This window comes from Streptacidiphilus cavernicola (assembly GCF_042510955.1).
Classification (GTDB): Bacteria; Actinomycetota; Actinomycetes; order Streptomycetales; family Streptomycetaceae; genus Streptacidiphilus; species Streptacidiphilus cavernicola.
On sequence record NZ_JBHFAB010000006.1, the window covers coordinates 1 to 17364 of the forward strand.

Sequence of the window (17364 nt, forward strand, 5' to 3'; positions counted from 1 at the left end):
CCCACGTGTTACTCACCCGTTCGCCACTGATCCACCCCGAAGGGCTTCACCGTTCGACTTGCATGTGTTAAGCACGCCGCCAGCGTTCGTCCTGAGCCAGGATCAAACTCTCCGTGAATGTCATCACGCAAGAGCGGCACAGCAACCACCGGAATAGGCGGTCCCGTGCACTGCGTCCTCGCTATGTAAAACAGTTACTGCCAAATGAAACATTTGGCGTTGACTTTTGGCACGCTGTTGAGTTCTCAAGGAACGGACGCTTCCTTCAGGACCGTTACCGGCTACCCTCCGGGCGCTTCGTTCTGTTTCCCAGGCTAGCAGATCCGTTTCGCCCGATCAAAACCGGTCGATTTCGTTTCCACTAGTACCTGGCGGCAAATTCCTCCGCCGTTGCCAGCAAGCTTATCAGGCTTTCTGGCCCCGTTTTCACGGGCTTCCCTGCCTCGATATCGGGACAGCACTCATCCGGCATTTCTGCCCGGTTTCGTGCTGCATTTCGAAGTACCTCGGAAGGAGGAAGTCAGAGACTACCCACCGCCTCACGACTTTGTCCAGTCGGAGGCAACTTCTCCAACCTACCCGGCGTCGTGGGCCGGGTCAACGGTTTTGCTGGGCGGGGTTTCCAGCTGCTCCAGCTCGATGCCCGGCGCGGCGAGGACGACGTCGCCGGCCAGGTGGACGACCCCCTCGTCGCCGGTCTCCAGGTCGGCCACCCGGTAGCGCTCGACCAGCAGCGGGCCGCTGTCGGTCGGGTGGGTGTCGACCGCGTCGAGGGTCCAGCCCTGGTCCAGGGTGCGCGGGGCGAGCACGGGGTCGGTGAAGGCGACCACTCGCAGACGCGACGAGCCTCCGACTCGCAACCGCAGCAGTCGGGCCGTCGCCACCAGGAACGCGGGCGAGCGTCCGGTGAAGGCGTGCGCACGGTCGTTGCCCTCCCGTGCGTGACTGCCGTCGGTGTCGTCGCGGTGGCTGCGGACCCAGCTGAGTCCGTCCAGCAGCCCGGCCCGGATCTGCCAGCCGCCAGTGTGCAGTTCCAGCCGCAGCGGGCGGCTCAGGACGTCCAGGGTGAGGTCGACCGAGCCGTCGGGTTCGCCGTCCGTGCCGAGGGTCTGCGCGGTGTAGCGCCAGCCGGAGGGGCCGGGGGCGCAGCTGAACCGCTCCTCACCGAGGGGGGTGCCGTCGTGGGTGTCGTGGAACGAGTAGCGGCCGCTGGGCATGTCCGCACTCTACGGCCGCGTGGCCGCCGGCCCGGAAGACGGAGATCCCGGGACGGCGGCCACTCGGTGGAGCACACCGGTGCGGGCACGGGCTGCCGTTGTCAGCAGCCGTACCAGCGGCGGTATCAGTAGCGGTAGGTGTCCGGCTTGTACGGGCCGTCGACCGGGACGCCGATGTAGGAGGCCTGCTCGCCGCTCAGGACGGTGAGCTTGACGCCCAGCGCGTCCAGGTGCAGCCGGGCGACCTTCTCGTCCAGGTGCTTGGGCAGCACGTAGACGTCGACCGGGTACTCCTCGGTCTTCGTGAACAGCTCGATCTGCGCGATCGTCTGGTTCGCGAAGGAGTTGGACATCACGAACGACGGGTGGCCGGTCGCGTTGCCCAGGTTCAGCAGGCGGCCCTCGGACAGCATGATGATGGTGTGGCCGTCCGCGAAGCGCCACTCGTGGACCTGCGGCTTGACCTCGGTCTTGACGATGCCGGGGAGCTTCGACAGGCCCGCGATGTCGATCTCGTTGTCGAAGTGGCCGATGTTGCCGACGATGGCCTGGTGCTTCATCTTCTCCATGTGGGCGGCAAGGATGATGTCCTTGTTGCCGGTGGTGGTGATGAAGATGTCGGCGATGCCGACCACGTCCTCCAGGGTGGTGACCTGGTAGCCGTCCATGGCCGCCTGCAGGGCGCAGATCGGGTCGATCTCGGTGACGATGACGCGCGCGCCCTGGCCGCGAAGGGACTCGGCACAGCCCTTGCCGACGTCGCCGTAGCCGCAGACCACGGCGACCTTGCCGCCGATGAGGACGTCGGTGGCGCGGTTGATGCCGTCGATCAGCGAGTGGCGGCAGCCGTACTTGTTGTCGAACTTCGACTTGGTGACCGCGTCGTTCACGTTGATGGCCGGGAAGAGCAGGCTGCCCTCACGGTGCATCTCATAGAGGCGGTGGACACCGGTGGTGGTCTCCTCGGTGACGCCCTTGATGCCGGCCGCGGCCTCGGTCCACTTGCGCGGGCTCTCGGCGAGGGTGTGGTTCAGCACCTCCAGGACGATGCGGAACTCGTCGTTGTCGGCGGTCGACGGGTCCGGCGCGGCGCCGGCCTTCTCGAACTCGACGCCCTTGTGGATCAGCATCGTGGCGTCGCCGCCGTCGTCGAGGATCATGTTCGGACCGGCCTGGCCGGGCCAGGTGAGCGCCTGCTCGGTGCACCACCAGTACTCCTCCAGGGTCTCGCCCTTCCAGGCGAAGACCGGGACGCCCGAGGGGTTCTCCGGGGTGCCCTCGGGGCCGACCGCGATGGCGGCGGCGGCGTGGTCCTGGGTGGAGAAGATGTTGCAGGAGCACCAGCGGACGTCGGCGCCGAGCGCGGTCAGCGTCTCGATCAGCACGGCGGTCTGGACGGTCATGTGCAGCGAGCCGGTGATCCGGGCGCCCGCGAGCGGCTGGGAGGCCGCGAACTCCTTGCGGATGGACATCAGGCCCGGCATCTCGTGCTCGGCCAGCTGGATCTCCTTGCGGCCGAAGCCGGCCAGGGAGAGGTCGGCGACCTTGAAGTCACCGGTGGGAGTTACGGACATGCTTGTCTCCATCGCTATCGCATTGAGGCGCCGGGGACTCTTCCGGCAAGGACTCGGACATGGCCGGGCCACGGGAACGCAGCACAGCGCCGACGGCGCACCGGAAGAAGCATGCACGTCCGCGTGGTCGTACCTCGCGCGGCCCAGGTGCGTCGGAGGACCTCTCTCCCTCGGCGGCCCGGTCGGACTCCGTCCCCCGTTCGAGGGAAAGTGCCCGCCCGGATCCACCGACCGCCATCAGCAGCGACGTCTGGCTCCGGTCCGAATCTACACCGATCCGGGACCTCTCCGGGCCGGACGGGGCATCTTCCGGCCGCAGGAGCGCGTTGCCGCGGGCCGACACGAGGCAGGAGAGGCGTAGATTCCGATGCGCTCGATCGAATCTTCGTCCTAGGGTGCAGAGGGTGAACCGCAGAGGGTGCGCCTTCGCTGGTGGATCGCTCGGAATACGCACGGGATAGGGGACAGATGTCGGTGCCATGGAGCGGCAGCGGGCTGCCGCCGGCGGCAGCTGAACGGATGGCCGAGTTCAAGGCCAGCGGGACCTGGACGTCCGCGCTGTCGACCGGCGAGTTCGCCGCCATCCGCTCGGTCGGCTTCGAGCCGGTGGGCCAGGTGATGGGCTCCGCGGTCTTCCACATCGGACGGAGCGGCCGCTTCTGGGGCTACCACGACTGCCTCTTCCCCGGCGCGGGTTACGGCTACAGCTTCGGCAACGTCGGGACCGCCCCGGTCGCGCTGTCCGGGCAGGGCTCCCCCGCCGCCGCGCTGGTCGGCGTCTTCGACACCGCCCGCCGTACCGCGCTGCAGCGGATGACGGCGGAGTGCGCGGCGCTCGGCGGCGACGGGGTGGTGTCCGCCGCGCTGACCATGGCGCCGTTCGCGGCACAGCCCAACTGCCTGGAGTTCAAGGTGATCGGGACGGCGGTCCGGGCGCAGGGCCAGGTCCGCCCCAGGCACCCCTTCACCTCGCACCTGGACGGACAGGGCTTCGCCAAGCTGGTGTCCTCGGGCTGGGTGCCGGTGGAGTTGCTGGTCGGCATGTCCATCGGGGTGCGCCACGACGACTACCGGACCAGGTCGCAGACCTACTCCTGGCAGAACGTCGAGGTCACCGGCTGGAGCCAGCTGATCCACGAGGTGCGCTCGGACGCCCGGCGGCAGTTGCAGCTCCAGGGCGCGAGGCAGGGCGGGGACGGTGTGATCATGGCCGCGAGCGACCTGCGGATCTGGCGTGAGAGCTGCCTGCGGGCCCGGAACCGCAACAACTCGGAGCAGGAGGACCATGTCGCCGAGTCCACCATGGTCGGGACCACCATCGCCCGCTTCACGACCCGGCGGGAGCCGCCGCGGACGCTGTCGGTGATGCCGCTCGGCGACCGGGGCGAACTGCTGCGGCGCCGGTTGGCCGCGGTCGCGTCCAGCCCGTACGGGGACCGCTCGGAGTACCGGCGGCTGGTGCAGGAGCTGAGCGACCTGCCCGACTGAGCCCGACTGGGTCCGGCTGAGGTCCGCCTGGGATCCGACCAATGAACGTGTCCGAATTGCTGCGGTGTGATGAGGAGTTGCGAGATGGCGAACACGGAGCCGAACGCTCAGGGCGTCCCGGCGGACGCGATGCGGCGGCTGGCCGAGCTTGAGCCGGGGAAACCGGGCTCGATCTTCACCAGCGATCTGTCGGTCAATGAGTTCCTGCTGGTGCGGGAGGCAGGCTTCAAGCCGATCGGCCTGGTGCTCGGGAGCTCGATCTACCACGTCGGCATCCAGATCGGCCGCTGGGGCAAGAACCAGGAGCTGGAGACGCTCAGCCAGGCGATGTACCACGCCCGTGAGCTGGCGATGACCAGGATGGAGGCCGAGGCGGCCGCACTGGGCGCGGACGGCATCGTCGGCGTCCGGCTGACCGTCGAGGCACGCGAGTTCGGCAACGACGTGGCCGAGTTCATCGCCATCGGCACCGCGGTCAAGGCCGACCACCAGGCCCCCGGCAACACCTCCTGGCGGAACAACAAGGGGCAGCCGTTCACCTCGGACCTGTCCGGGCAGGACTTCTGGACGCTGATCCGGGCCGGCTACGCGCCGCTGGGCATGGTGATGGGCACCTGCGTCTACCACATCGCGCACCAGCGGATGGGGGCGGTGTTCTCCAACATGGGCAAGAACGTGGAGATCGAGCAGTTCACCCAGGCCCTCTACGACGCCCGCGAGCTGGCGATGGCGCGGATGCAGGCCGAGGCGGAGGCGCTGCACGCGGAGGGCGTGGTCGGAGTGCAGCTCAATGCGCACAACCACCGCTGGGGCGGGCACACCACGGAGTTCTTCTCGATCGGCACGGCGGTGCGCCCGCTGCGCGCCGACCACGAGATCGAGCGGCCCACGATGGTGCTCAGCCTTGACGGGTGAGAAGCTTCGTCGGGGTCGGCAAGCCGGTCCCCGGTGTGTCGGCGTGTCGGGTTCTTGAGTGCGGGGATGAGCGATGAGCGAGCACGATTCGTTGCCGGTGCAGCCGGAGGACAGCAGCGGCCCGGTCGACGGAGTGGTGGACGGCCCAGTGGTGGACGGCTCCGGGGCGTCGATCGACATGCTCGCCGCCGCGCTGCGCCGGGATTCGGCCGACCTGGAGATCTACGTCCAGGTGCTGACCGGCTCGCTGGCGGACGCGCTCCCGCAGGGCGCGGTGACGGTCGAGCGCAAGCGCTCGGTCGGCGACCGGCTGTCCGGGCGCGAGGGCAAGGTGGAGAAGCTGGAGGTGTCCCTGGACGACCGGCGGCTGATCCTCACCCTGACCCACGGCCGCCCGCAGGGCGAGGTGGCCACGGTGGTGCGCGGGGTGGTGCTCTCGCGGCAGCCGGTCGGACTGGACGTGTGGGCCACCGAGCTGGCCACGGCGGTGTCGGTGCGGGCGCAGTCGGACGCACGGGCGCGGGCCGCGCTGGAGAAGCTGGTGCTGGGAGGGTGACCCCGCGGACGCCTGGGGCCGGTGGCCCGGCGTGACTCGGATGGCCCGGCGTAACTCGGACGGGTTAACTTGGCCCCGGATTTCGGCCTCTGCGGCGGAAATCCGGGGCTGTTGTCCTTCGCCGGGTGTAGTTATTGCTTCATCAGAGCGAGACCGTGGCACGGAAGACCGTGCACGGGGCGTCGTCTGCCGCCGTGACCAGAAGGTCGACGGCCTGGGCGGAGACGAAGGCGGATTCTCCGCGGCGAAGCGTTACTTGATCAGACGACTCATCGGTGAGGACGGCCGCCCCCTCGGTGCAGAGCAGGATCTGCGGTGCGCCGCCGGGCATGCGGCGGCTCGTCGGGGCGGTGCCGCCCAGGGCGTAGCGGGAGAGCCGGAACTCGTCGATCGGCGTCGGGTAGAGCTCTTCGCCGTCGGAGCCGGGAACCGGGACGGGGTGCAGGACGCCGGGATCGGCGCTGCGGAAGTCGACGATGCGGAGCAGCTCGGGCACGTCCACGTGCTTGGGGGTGAGGCCGCAGCGGACCACATTGTCGGAGTTGGCCAGGATCTCCACGCCCAGACCGCTGAGGTAGGCGTGCGGGACCCCGGCCCCGAGGTAGAGCGCCTCGCCCGGCTGGAGTCGGACGAAGTTGAGCAGCAGGGCCGCGATCACCCCGGGGTCGCCGGGGAAGGACCGCCCGACGGCCGCATAGGAGCCGAGGGAGGAGGAGAGTGCCTCGGGGAGTCCCAGGCCGCCCGGGTCGGTGGCGGCGCGTTCCAGGGCCTCGGTGGTGGCCAGGACGGTGCCGCCGATGGTCTCGGCGGGGGCGACCAGGACGGCGGTGAGGGCTTCGCGGAGTGCTTCCGGTTCGGGCTTGGAGCGCAGCACGTCGATCAGCGGCTCAAGCACGGGCACCTCCAGGGCGGCCAGCAGCCGGGCGGTCTCGGCGGGGGCGCGGAAGCCGCAGAGGCCAGTGAACTCGTCCAGGGCGCAGATGAGTTCGGGTTTGTGGTTGGCGTCCTTGTAGTTCCGGTGCGGGGCGTCGATCGGGACCCCACGGGCCTCCTCGTCGGCGAAGCCGGCTCGGGCCCGGTCGAGGTCCGGGTGGACCTGGAGCGAGAGCGGTTCACCGGCGGCGAGCAGTTTCAGCAGGAAGGGGAGCGCCGGGCCGAAGCGCTGGACGGTGGCCGTGCCGAGTTCGCCCTCGGGGTCGGCGGCGATCACCGTGTCGAGCGGTCGCGGGCCGTCGCCGCGGTCGAGGGTGGAGGGCGCGCCGGGGTGGGCTCCCATCCACAGTTCCGCCTGCGGCTCCCCGGTGGGCGGGGTGCCGAGCAGGGTCGGCAGGGCGGTCCGGGAGCCCCACGCGTAGGGGCGGACGGTGTTGGTCAGGCGGTCCACGGCACAGGTCCTGATCGGTGTGGTCGGACTGGTTCTCCGAGTGCGGGGGTGTGTACGACGGTGCATACGACAGTGAAGGCAGCGGAAGACGTCACGGAGGATACGGCCGGGGATACGGAGGGCGTCGCTGGGATCAATCGTAGGCAGGGGGTCAGTTGTCGAGGGGGGTGGCGCCGGCCGGGACGCCGGCCAGGCCCGAGGAGGCCAGCCCGAGGTAGGCGGCGGCGAAGTCGGTCAGCGCGACGAGTTCGGCGATGGTTTCCAGGGCGTCGGCGTGGCCGGAGGTCAGCTCGCTGAGGTTGGTCCGGTGGTCCTCGGCCAGCGCACGGGCCCGAGCCAGGGTGCGCCGGGAGGTCTGCGGCCCGGGGGCGGGGTCCGGTGCGGAGCCCGCGGTGAGACCGGGTCCGGGGCCGGGGTCATAGCTGGGGCGTGGTTCCGACGGGGCGTCAGGGTAGCCGTCACCCGGCCGCGGGTCGGCCTGGTCGGACGGCTCTCCGGCGCGGTGCATCAGCAGGACCTTGAGCCTGAGGCCTTCCGGCTCCTCGGTGCGGTCGCGGAAGAAGTCGTCCTGGTCGTCGTCCGCGTCGCCGACCAGCTGTCCGTCGAGCAGGCCGCGCTGGGTGATCAGAGCCTCCGGCAGGGTGCCCTGGAGCGCGGGGCGGCCGGCCTGGTCGACCAGCATCTGGGCGAAGCGCCGGGCGGCGATCTCGGTGCACGGCCCGTCGCTCCACAGCAGCGGCAGCACACCGTCGAGTTGGACGGCGAGGGTCTTCGCCGGGTTGCCGTAGGTCTCCGCGCCGGGGCGGCAGCGTACGGCGACCTCGTCCAGGCGGTCCGCAGCCGCCAGCAGCGAGGAGGGGGTGGTGATCAGACCGATCCGGTGGGCCAGCGCGGCGGCGGGGGCCAGCAGGCCCCAGAAGGAGGTGGGGGTGTCCCGCGGCAGGTCGCGGTCCCGGCCGATCCGCTCGTCCCCGAGCACGGCGGAGACATACGGCAGGGGCAGTCCCCTGGTCTGCAGCGCGGCCTCGGACAGGGCGCTGCCGACCGGGGCGACCACCACCACGGTGCAGCCGCGGGCATAGGCCTGCTCGATGAGCGAGACCAGCCCCGGCTCGGCGCCGGAGGTGGACAGCACGACCAGCAGATCGGACGGTCCGGCCCAACCGGGGACGGACCACAGCAGACCGGAGGTGAAGTCGATGGCACGGGTGACCGAGTCGTCCGCGGTGTTCGGGCGCAGTACGGCAACCGGGCAGACCCCGCCGACCAGGGCGGCGAAGGCGTCGCCGGCCAGGGCCGCGCAGCCGTGCCCGGCGACCAGGACCGCACGGGGGCGGCCCTCCGGGCGGAGCCGGTCCAAGCCGGCCTCCCCGGCGAGGCGCACCGCGTTGCGTACGGTGGCCCCCGCCGAGGCGAGGTCGAGCAGCACCTCCGACGTGTCGGCTCGCGCCAGCGCCTCGGGGTCGTCCAGCACCCATTCCTCGATCATGCGGCGGCCTCCCCTGTCTGCTTCGGCGCCGTCAGGACGGGCGGCGGGCCTCGTCGATGAGCAGGACCGGGATACCGTCCCGCACCGGGTAGGCCAGGCCGCAGTCGGCCGAGGTGCAGACGAGCTCCTCGGCGTCCTCGCGCAGCGGCGCGTGGCACTGCGGGCAGGCGAAGATCTCCAGCAGGGCGGGGTCGATGCTCATGGCCGTTCTTCTCCCGGAAGGGTGCGGACGGGTCCGGGACGCGAATGCGCCCGGACGGCTACCGTACCGCTGCCGCCCCGGCGGACGCGGTACGGCCGCTCCCTGCACCGCTGGTGCCAGCGGTGCAGGTGCCTGCTGACCGGCCGGTCAGCCGCGGACGATGGCCAGGACCCGGTCGCGGACCGCCGCCATGGTGGCCGCGTCCCGGGCCTCGACGTTGAGCCGCAGCAGCGGCTCGGTGTTGGAGGCACGGAGGTTGAACCACCAGTCGGTGCCGCTGACGGTCAGCCCGTCGAGCCCGTCGAAGGTGACGTCCGGGGTGTCGGCGTAGGCGGCGCGAACGGCGGCGGTGCGGGCCGCCTGGTCGTCCACGGTGCTGTTGATCTCGCCGGAGGCGGCGTACCGGTCGTACTCGGCCACCAGGGCGCTCAGGGTGCCCTGCTGGGCGCCGAGGGCGGCCAGCACATGCATGGCGGCCAGCATCCCGGTGTCGGCCCGCCAGAAGTCGCGGAAGTAGTAGTGGGCGGAGTGCTCGCCCCCGAAGACCGCGCCGGTGCGCGCCATCTCCTGCTTGATGAAGGAGTGGCCGACCCGGGTGCGGACGACCGTGCCGCCGTGCTCGCGGACGACCTCGGGGACGGCCCAGGAGGTGATCAGGTTGTGGATGATCACCGGCTCCCGCTCGCCCCCGGCCTTGGCCCTGGCCAGCTCGCGGACCGCGACCAGGGCGGTGATCGCGGACGGCGACACCGGCTCGCCGCGCTCGTCGACCACGAAGCAGCGGTCGGCGTCGCCGTCGAAGGCGAGGCCGATGTCGGCGCCGGTCTCGCGGACCTTCGCCTGCAGGTCCACCAGGTTCTTCGGGTCCAGCGGATTGGCCTCGTGGTTGGGGAAGGTGCCGTCGAGCTCGAAGTACATCGGCACGATCTCCAAGGGCAGCCCGCCGAGGACGGTGGGCACGGTGTGGCCGCCCATGCCGTTGCCGGCGTCCACGACGACCTTGAGCCGGCGGATGCCGGAGAGGTCGACCAGGCCGTTGAGGTGGTCGGCGTAGGGCTGCAGCTCGTCCTGCTGGGTGATCCGCCCGGCCGGGGCGTCCGAGCCAGGGACGGTGACCGTGCCGTCCTCGGCCGCCCAGGACTCGACCAGTTCCCGGATCTCGACCAGGCCGGTGTCCTCGCCGACCGGGGAGGCTCCGGCCCGGCACATCTTGATGCCGTTGTAGCGGGCCGGGTTGTGGCTGGCGGTGAACATCGCGCCGGGCAGGTCCAGCTTGCCGCTGGCGAAGTAGAGCTGGTCGGTGGAGCAGAGGCCGATCTCGACGACGTCCGCGCCCTGGCTCGCGGCGCCCTCGGCGAAGGCCCGGGAGAGCGAGGGGGAACTCGGACGCATGTCATGGCCGGTGACGATCGCAGTCGCCCGGGTCACCCGCACGAAGGCCGCTCCGAAGGCGCGGGCGAGCGGCTCGTCCCACTGGTCCGGGACGGTGCCGCGCACGTCGTACGCCTTCACGATCTGCTTCAGGTCCAGCACTCGGGGTCTCCACGGTTCTCGTCCACGCACGTCACCGCGCGTCCAGGGGCGCAGCCGGGCTTGCGGCTGGTGGACCGAGACTATCCGGCGGCTGTCGCCCCGATGCGCGCTACTGGGTGTCGGGCGAGCGAAGGACCCGCAGGTGGCCCCGGCGGCCGACCTCAGTGGGGTCGGCCGGGCTGCCGCCGTCCTGGCGCCGGGCGGGGGGACGGGCGGCCTCGCGGACGGCGTTGGCCAGGGCCTCCAGATCGTCGCCGCTGGGACGGATCGGCCCGGAGTCGACGGTCAGCCGGACCACCTCCCAGCCGCGCGGGGCCGTCAGCCGCTCGGAGTGCTCGGCGCAGAGGTCGTAGCAGTGCGGTTCGGCATAGGTGGCGAGCGGACCGAGAACGGCGGTCGAGTCCGCGTAGACGTACGTCAGCGTCGCGACGGCGGGACGACCGCACGCGGTGCGAGAACAGCGACGTACAGGGCTCACGACGATGGACGGTACCCCACCGGGCGACCAGTCCGCGACGACCCCGCCCCCGTGTCGTCCGGATGTTGGCACGATGGCCGGTTCCCAGTCAGTACGCTGCGGGAATGGACACACCCGCCGCGCCCGAGAGCCGACCGCGTCGACGCGACCGCCACGGGCGAGGGCTTCGCGGGCCGCTGGCTCCGCCGCAGGTGCCGATGTCGCTGAGCCGCTCCGAGATGTTCGACGACTACGTGCGCGAGTCGGTGGAGCGGCTGGAGCGGCGCTGGCCGCAGCTGGCCGAGGTCGAGTTCGCGGTCCAGGACGTCCCCGGACCGCTGCCGGGCGAGCCGGAGCAGGACATCACCGACGTGCGGTCGGACGACGTCCCGCTCGGACGGATGGTCGCGGCCGACAAGGACCGGCCGGGCCGGATCGTGGTGTTCCGACGCCCGGTGGAGACCCGTGCCAAGGGGCGGGACGAGCGGGCCGCGCTGGTGCACGAGATCGTGGTGGAACAGGTCGCCGAGCTGCTCGGGGTCGATCCCGACGAGATCGACCCCGGGCCGGATGCGGACTGACGGACAGTCAGTCAGCATGCAGCGGTGAGACGGTGAGGCGGCGCCCCGTGCGACAGTGCGACAGTGCGGCGGTGCGGCGGTGATCCGTGCAGCCGAACAGCGGTTCAGGGCGTCAGGATGGACTCGTCCTGCAGGGCTCGGGGGATCTGCACGGTGCTGCGGTCGTCGGGCAGTTGCTGGATGGTGAAGTTCGGCACCCCGCCGCTGGTGCGGCCGATCATGCGGGCCGCGTACACCGGTCCGCCGGACACCGGCTCCACCGTCACCGCGTAGCTGCCGGACGGGCCCTTGAGCACCGTCGAGACCGTCGCCCCGGCCTGGATGGAGACGTTCTGGCTGGTGGGAGTGCCGTCGGCACCGATCTCGGAGACCTTCACCACGGCGGCGGCACCGGTCGAGGTGAGCAGCAGGCTGCTGTCGCCGTTGGTGTTGCCCGCCGCGGTGGCCCGCTGACCGATGGGCGTGCTGCCGGCCAGGTAGCCGACGTCCTGGCCGGTCTTGCTCTTGCCGCGGACCACCCGGATGCCCGCCGAGAACGGGGCCGGCTGGGTGGGGTCGGACGGGGTGAGCCGCATCGCGGCCGGTTGACCGTGAGTGAGCGCGCCCAGGTCGACCACGGTGGTCATGCCGGACTTGGCGTGCACGGTCTCGTGCCCGGCCGGGGTGATCCAGCCGTCCTGCGAGGCCAGTTGCACCTTGAGGTCGGCGTCCGCCGAGCCGGGGACGGTCAGCACCAGCGAGGCGTCGGTGAGGTCCCCGGGGAGGCCGGGGACGATCTGGCTGTCGCCGAGCGCGGTCGCGGGCAGCCAGTCCGCGCCCGAGCTGCCGCCGCTGTCCGCGTGCAGGGCGGCGCCGACCCGGCCGCTGCGCACCAGCACGTGCACGCTCAGGTAGGAGCTGCCCGCACCGGGGCTGAGCAGGGTCGAGAGCAGCAGGGAGGAGGTCCCGTCGGCCGGGACGCTGATGTTGGCGGCCTGCGCGTTGTCGACCTCGCCGTCCGTGCCGAAGATCTGCACGTCGACGTCGGCCACGGTGCTCTCGGCGTTGGTCAGTTCCAGGTAGTCGACGCTGCTCTTGAGCGCGTCGGCGCCGGTGAACCAGAAGTCGGTGCCGGGGGCGCCGCAGGCGGTTCCGGACAGGGCCTTGTTGGGCCCGGTCGTGGTCTGCTGCACGGTGAAGCCGGGAGCGACGGACCCGTCCGCGGTGGCAAGCAGCGCGGCGGCCTTGTTCCCGGCGGCGGCCTTCGCGGTGGTGCCTCCGCCGACCTTGGTCAGCTTGGCCAGCGCCGCGGGCCCGGCGGCGGATCCCGCCGGTCCCTTGGACGCCGACGCCGACGCCGACGCGGCGGGCGCGGGCGCCGTCGCCGGGAGCGCGCCGAGGACGGCGGTTCCGCTGCTCGCCGCAGCGGCCGTCCCCGCGCCGGACGAGACGCCCGGCGCGGCGAGGGTGTAGACGGTGCTGCCGGTGCCCTGCAGCGGCGTCGGGCAGACCAGGCTGGTGTGCTGGACCGCGGTGCGGACGGTCCGGCCCGGCGCGGCGGCCTGGCCGGTCGGCGGGTGGACCTCGGCGATGCCGACGGCGATCGCGAGCACGCCCACGGCGGCGAGCAGGGACTGCGTGGTGCGGCTGATCATCACTCAGCTCCCTGAGTCGTTGTGGTGCTGCGGGTCGTACTGCGGGTCCTGCCCCTGCAACCAGGGGTCGTCCGGCGGGAGCGACCCGTAGGCGCCGCCGTCCGGGGGCAGCGGCGGCTGCGCGGGCGGTGGCGGGACCTGCCCGTCCGGCCAGCCGTAGCCGGCCTGCGGATACGGCTGGCCCTGTGCCTGCCCCTGCGGGTCGAACTCCTGCGGGGCGTACTGCGGGTCGCCGTAGGGCTGCGCGGTGTACCCCTGCTGCTCGCCGTAGTACGGCTGCCCCGGGTACTGCGGATCGCCCGGGTAGCCCTGCTGCTGGGGGACGTAGCCCTGGTCGGCGGCGTACCCCTGGTCCGGCGGGTAGCCCTGGCCGGCGGCGTAGGCCTGCTGCTCCTGGTACGGGGCAGCCGCGGGGTACTGGTCCCAGCCGTAGGGCTGCTGGGACGGCGACTGCTGGGACTGCTCGACCGGCTGCTGCTGCACCGCCGCGTACACGCCCTGCTGGGTGTCGTACGGGGCGCCGGTACCGGGCTGCGCGCCCGGCTGGAGGTCCGGCCGGGTCTCGGACGGCAGCTGGTCCGGGAACCCGGGGTCGGCGGCAGAGTCGGCCGCGGGACCGGCCGGATCGGCGGGGCCGCCGGAGGCGCCGACCGGGACGCGCCCCGGGGCAGCGGCCGGGTCGCCGCCCGGCGCCTGCTCGGCCGCGCCCTCCTCCGCCGCGAGCCTGCGGGCCCGGCGCGAGCCGGGCAGCGGGGCCTCGGCCGCCGCCTGCTCGGCCGCGCCCTCGTCCGGCAGGTCGTCGTCGTTGTGGTCGCGGCGTCCGGGCAGGGCCAACACCAGCAGCACCAGGGCCAGGAACGCCTGCCCGGCGATCCAGCCCTTGTGCAGCGGGCTCTCGGTGTAGTCGACGACCAGCTTGCCGCCGCTGGCCGGGAGTGCGAAGCCCTGGGCCCAGCCGTTCACCGTGGTCGGCTTGAGCGCCTGCCCGTCCAGGGTGGCGTGCCAGGCCGGGTCGGCGGTGTCGGCCAGCCGGAGCGTCCGCCCGGCGGGCCCGGCCGGGACGGTGGTGCTGATGCCCACCGGACCAGCGGCGACAGCCACGTCCGCGGCGCCCGCCGCGCCGGTACCCGGGTCGGCCGGGCTCTGGATGACCGCCCTGGCGACGTTGTCTGTGACCCTCCAGATGCTGTACGCCTTCTGCTGGTTGACCCGGGTCAGTCCGGCGGTGGCGTTCAGGGTGTCGGTGAGCTGGCCGCTGACCGGCGCCTGGACCAGCACGTACTGGATCGCGTAGTCGGCGAGGCCGCCCGCCTGGTCGCCGCCGGCGCCGGCCACCAGGTCGGCGACCAGGGAGCTCAGTTGGCTGGAGGGACCGGCCGCGGCCGAGGTCTCGGCGCTGCCGACGGTAGGTCCGGCGCCGCGGGCCAGCGCATAACTGACCACGCCGCCGTCGTTGCCGGTGGTGAGGACCAGGGTGCGGATCTGGTCCACGGTGGCGGCCTGCTCGGCGATGAACGCCGGGACCAGCTGGCCGCTGCCGCGCTGCAGCGGGCCGTCCGCGCCGCGGACCACCCACCAGCCGGCCGCGGCCACCGGGGCCAGCGCGGCGACCACGACCACCAGCGCGGCGACCGGCTGCCGCCAGCCGAAGTCGATGCCGGCCACGCGTCCGCGGGCGCCGTCCGCGCCGATCGCGGCGGCGGAGAGCAGGGCGACCCCGGCCAGCAGGGTGGCCGGTCCGGCCCAGGCGGAGACGGCCTGCGCGCCCGGCCCCGGGGCGACCTTGGTGGTGCCGGTGAGCACCGCGCCGAGGATGCCGATCGCGGCGGCGCCCCAGGCGGCGACCACGGCCCGGCGGCGGTCGGCGCGCAGCAGGGCGGCCAGCGCGGCCAGCACGATGCCGACGACCAGCAGTCCTGGCACGGTGCCGCTGCCGCCCGGGTCGAGCAGCAGCAGACCGGTCGGCGTCGCGGTGGGACCGACCGCGCCGGGAATCCCGGCCTCCAGCAGCAGCCGGGCCGGGTGCGTGAGCAGGCCGAGCGACCAGGGCGCGAGGATCAGCAGCGGGGTGCCGACGATGACCAGGCAGCGCGCGCCGAGGCTGCGCAGCGCCTCGGCGCCGCTGCCGAAGGCGCCGCCGCGCAGGAACGCGGCGAGCAGCGCGCCCAGTGCGAGCAGCAGGCCGAGCATCCAGGCCAGCGGCACGAACGCGGTGCTGAGGGTGAGCAGCAGGGCGGCCACCCAGGCGCTGCGCCAGCCGGGGCGGACGCCCTTGGCCGCGGTCTCCCGGCGGATGCCGAGGCCGACCGCGACGGCGGCGGCGCGGGCCAGCGGCGGCAGCAGCACGGCGAGCACCGCGGTGCCGATCCGGCCCTGCGCCAGCGCGCCGGTCGCGGCCGGCAGCAGGGCGTAGCCGGCGCTGGCCCAGGCCCGGACCAGCCGGGACTCGATCAGCGGCCGGGACACCAGGTAGGCGGAGACCCCGGCCAGCGGCACCGAGAGGATCAGCAGCGCGCCGACCGCCAGTACCGGGTTGCCGAGGAAGATGCTGGACAGCAGCGCCAGCACGCCGAGGTAGGGGGGCGATCCGCCGGCCGTGCCGACCCCGTTGGCCTGCCAGCTCGCCGCGTACTGGCTCCACAGGTCGGACGCGCCGCCGGGGGTGGGCAGCAGGGCCCCGCCGTACAGGGCGCCGGAGCCGAGCAGGTTGCGGGAGGCGACCAGGGTGAGCAGCAGCAGTCCGGCGAAGAGCACCGGGGCGGGCTTGCGGGCGATCCGCTTGAGCCGCGCGAACTGCTCGATCTCCAGGAACTCGGAGTCGTCGTCGACCGGGCCCGACTCGACCGAGCCGTGCCGGCTGGAGATGGCCTCGTTGCCGGTCTTCCCGGCGAACTCGGCAACCAGGTTCTCGATGGTGGCGCGGGCGCTGGCGCCGGGCGCGGGGAACAGGCTGCGGTCGTCCAGTGCGTCGGGGCGCCGCGAGCGGGATCTGCGGGCGCGTCCGGCGATCACCCGGCCGAAGCGCAGCAGCACGTGCGCGAATCCGGCGAACTCGTCCATTGCCTGGCCCGGCGTCTTGCCGAGCAGGTAGCCGAGGGCGCGGACCACGGTGCTGAGGGTGATCCGCAGCATCAGGTACGGCAGCATCAGCGTGCGGGAGTTGGCCAGCAGGGTGTAGACCGCCCCGGCCTTGTCGATCCGGTGCGGGCGGTCGGAGCGGGCGCAGTCGATCGGGCGGCGCTCCCGGCTGGCGGCCTCGGCGTGCCGCAGGATCGCGTCGGGGGCGACCACGGTGCGGTGGCCCGCGGCGGCGACCCGCCAGCAGAGGTCCACGTCGTCGCGCATCAGCGGCAGCGACTTGTCGAACCCGCCGAGCTCCTCGAAGACGTCGCGGCGGATCAGCATGCCCGCGGTGGAGACCGACAGCACCGGGCGGACCTGGTCGCGCTGTCCCTGGTCCTGCTCGCGGCGGTCCAGGCCGGTCCAGCGGCGACCGCTGCGGGCGATGCTGACGCCGACTTCGAGCAGCTGCCTGCGGTCGTACCAGCTGCGCAGCTTGGGGCCGATGACGGCGGCGCTCGGGGTGGTCTCGGCGACCTGGAGCATCCGGCGCAGCGCGTCGGGGTGCGGTTCGCAGTCGTCGTGCAGCAGCCAGAGCCACTCGATCGGCTCGACCGAGCCGCCTGCCAGCAACTGGTCGGCGGCGAGCTCGTCGTGGTGCCCGAGCGGGTCGCCGAACTGGTCGTGGGTCCCGGAGACCGGGTCGTAGCCGCTGGCGGAGATGACGTAGGGCAGGTCCTCGGCGCGCAGCGGCAGGGTGGCCTTGACGGTCTCGTTGACGGCGGTGCCGAAACCGGTGCGGCGGCCGAACTGGTGCACCGAGGGGACCCCGAGGGCGTCGGCGAGCAGCTGCATCGACGCGTCGCCCGAGCCGGTGTCGGCGGCCAGCACACGCTGGACCGGACGGTCCTGGCCGAGCAGGCCGTTCAGCGCCTGCGGCAGCCAGCGGGCGCCGTCATGGCTGACCAGGACGGCAGTGACCAGGTGCCTCGGGTAGGCCGGGGGCCGTCCGGGGGCGGGCTGGCCGTAGGGAGTCGTCGCTGTGGCAGTCATCGCGGTGGGTGGCCCCGGTTCGCTGAGTGGCTGGGTTGCTGGGTGAGCGCCCCACACTAACGGTTGCGGGTGTGGCGGTTCCGTGCCGGTGTTGTTTTGTGAGGAATGCGCGATCTGCGCAGCGGACGGCCCCGGGACGCGGCGAGGCCCCGCCGGGATGCTCCCGGCGGGGCCTGGTGGGCCTTCTTGAGTCCTCTCGGGCCGGCCCGAGAGGCCTGTTG

The 17364-nt window shown here is 72.5% G+C and carries 13 protein-coding genes and 1 rRNA gene; 4 read left to right on the top strand and 10 right to left on the bottom strand.

What is annotated here, in order from left to right; genetic code table 11:
• From ACEZDE_RS09710 to ahcY, 3 genes are all read right to left on the bottom strand, one after another.
• Window positions 1–118: ribosomal RNA gene (locus tag ACEZDE_RS09710) — 16S ribosomal RNA — on the bottom strand; the annotation flags it as partial.
• 457 nt (window positions 119–575) lie between these two features.
• On the bottom strand, window positions 576–1217 hold the full coding sequence (locus tag ACEZDE_RS09715; protein ID WP_380534582.1) for a hypothetical protein: 642 nt from the start codon (window positions 1215–1217) through the stop codon (window positions 576–578).
• Window positions 1218–1342: 125 nt separating this feature from the next.
• Window positions 1343–2791: an adenosylhomocysteinase gene (ahcY, locus tag ACEZDE_RS09720; RefSeq protein WP_380534584.1), complete on the bottom strand. Its 1449-nt coding sequence runs from the start codon at window positions 2789–2791 to the stop codon at window positions 1343–1345.
• 468 nt (window positions 2792–3259) lie between these two features.
• Here ahcY and ACEZDE_RS09725 point away from each other — a divergent pair, with 468 nt between their 5' ends.
• From ACEZDE_RS09725 to ACEZDE_RS09735, 3 genes are all read left to right on the top strand, one after another.
• Window positions 3260–4279, top strand: coding sequence for a heavy metal-binding domain-containing protein (locus ACEZDE_RS09725; RefSeq protein WP_380534586.1), 1020 nt, complete (start codon window positions 3260–3262; stop codon window positions 4277–4279).
• An 84-nt stretch (window positions 4280–4363) separates the two neighbouring features.
• Window positions 4364–5194, top strand: a complete 831-nt coding sequence (locus ACEZDE_RS09730) for a heavy metal-binding domain-containing protein (RefSeq protein ID WP_380534588.1) — start codon at window positions 4364–4366, stop codon at window positions 5192–5194.
• Window positions 5195–5267: 73 nt separating this feature from the next.
• A complete protein-coding gene (locus ACEZDE_RS09735; protein ID WP_380534590.1) occupies window positions 5268–5750 on the top strand; it encodes a hypothetical protein in 483 nt (160 codons plus the stop codon).
• 142 nt (window positions 5751–5892) lie between these two features.
• Here ACEZDE_RS09735 and manA read toward each other — a convergent pair whose 3' ends face one another.
• The 5 genes from manA to ACEZDE_RS09760 all read right to left on the bottom strand — a co-directional run bounded on the left by manA (window position 5893) and on the right by ACEZDE_RS09760 (window position 10836).
• On the bottom strand, window positions 5893–7134 hold the full coding sequence (gene manA, locus ACEZDE_RS09740; protein WP_380534592.1) for a mannose-6-phosphate isomerase, class I: 1242 nt from the start codon (window positions 7132–7134) through the stop codon (window positions 5893–5895).
• Window positions 7135–7285: 151 nt separating this feature from the next.
• Entirely contained in the window at window positions 7286–8623 is a 1338-nt protein-coding gene (locus ACEZDE_RS09745) for an SIS domain-containing protein (protein ID WP_380534594.1), read from the bottom strand.
• 31 nt (window positions 8624–8654) lie between these two features.
• Window positions 8655–8825, bottom strand: a complete 171-nt coding sequence (locus tag ACEZDE_RS09750; RefSeq protein WP_380534596.1) for a Trm112 family protein — start codon at window positions 8823–8825, stop codon at window positions 8655–8657.
• Window positions 8826–8972: 147 nt separating this feature from the next.
• Complete coding sequence (locus ACEZDE_RS09755) at window positions 8973–10358, bottom strand: phosphomannomutase/phosphoglucomutase (RefSeq protein WP_380534598.1); 1386 nt, start codon at window positions 10356–10358, stop codon at window positions 8973–8975.
• Window positions 10359–10467: 109 nt separating this feature from the next.
• Window positions 10468–10836 carry a DUF3499 domain-containing protein gene (locus tag ACEZDE_RS09760; protein WP_380534600.1) on the bottom strand — a complete coding sequence of 123 codons (369 nt, stop codon included), beginning with the start codon at window positions 10834–10836 and terminating at the stop codon, window positions 10468–10470.
• 104 nt (window positions 10837–10940) lie between these two features.
• Here ACEZDE_RS09760 and ACEZDE_RS09765 point away from each other — a divergent pair, with 104 nt between their 5' ends.
• Window positions 10941–11396 carry a metallopeptidase family protein gene (locus ACEZDE_RS09765; RefSeq protein ID WP_380534602.1) on the top strand — a complete coding sequence of 152 codons (456 nt, stop codon included), beginning with the start codon at window positions 10941–10943 and terminating at the stop codon, window positions 11394–11396.
• 104 nt (window positions 11397–11500) lie between these two features.
• On the opposite strand, the gene ACEZDE_RS09770 is transcribed toward ACEZDE_RS09765, so the two are convergent.
• Together ACEZDE_RS09770 and ACEZDE_RS09775 are read right to left on the bottom strand one after the other, a co-directional pair.
• Complete coding sequence (locus tag ACEZDE_RS09770; RefSeq protein ID WP_380534604.1) at window positions 11501–13030, bottom strand: DUF5719 family protein; 1530 nt, start codon at window positions 13028–13030, stop codon at window positions 11501–11503.
• 3 nt (window positions 13031–13033) lie between these two features.
• A complete protein-coding gene (locus ACEZDE_RS09775) occupies window positions 13034–17143 on the bottom strand; it encodes a glycosyltransferase (RefSeq protein ID WP_380534606.1) in 4110 nt (1369 codons plus the stop codon).
• Window positions 17144–17364 lie beyond the last annotated feature (221 nt).

Bases quoted from the DNA above. Each gene is read 5' to 3' on its own strand.
- ACEZDE_RS09770 (WP_380534604.1), bottom strand. From the start codon at position 13,030: ATGATCAGCCGCACCACGCAGTCCCTGCTCGCCGCCGTGGGCGTGCTC.
- ACEZDE_RS09775 (WP_380534606.1), bottom strand. From the start codon at position 17,143: ATGACTGCCACAGCGACGACTCCCTACGGCCAGCCCGCCCCCGGACGG.
- ACEZDE_RS09735 (WP_380534590.1), top strand. From the start codon at position 5,268: ATGAGCGAGCACGATTCGTTGCCGGTGCAGCCGGAGGACAGCAGCGGC.
- ahcY (WP_380534584.1), bottom strand. From the start codon at position 2,791: ATGTCCGTAACTCCCACCGGTGACTTCAAGGTCGCCGACCTCTCCCTG.
- ACEZDE_RS09750 (WP_380534596.1), bottom strand. From the start codon at position 8,825: ATGAGCATCGACCCCGCCCTGCTGGAGATCTTCGCCTGCCCGCAGTGC.
- ACEZDE_RS09765 (WP_380534602.1), top strand. From the start codon at position 10,941: ATGGACACACCCGCCGCGCCCGAGAGCCGACCGCGTCGACGCGACCGC.
- ACEZDE_RS09715 (WP_380534582.1), bottom strand. From the start codon at position 1,217: ATGCCCAGCGGCCGCTACTCGTTCCACGACACCCACGACGGCACCCCC.
- ACEZDE_RS09725 (WP_380534586.1), top strand. From the start codon at position 3,260: ATGTCGGTGCCATGGAGCGGCAGCGGGCTGCCGCCGGCGGCAGCTGAA.
- ACEZDE_RS09730 (WP_380534588.1), top strand. From the start codon at position 4,364: ATGGCGAACACGGAGCCGAACGCTCAGGGCGTCCCGGCGGACGCGATG.
- ACEZDE_RS09745 (WP_380534594.1), bottom strand. From the start codon at position 8,623: ATGATCGAGGAATGGGTGCTGGACGACCCCGAGGCGCTGGCGCGAGCC.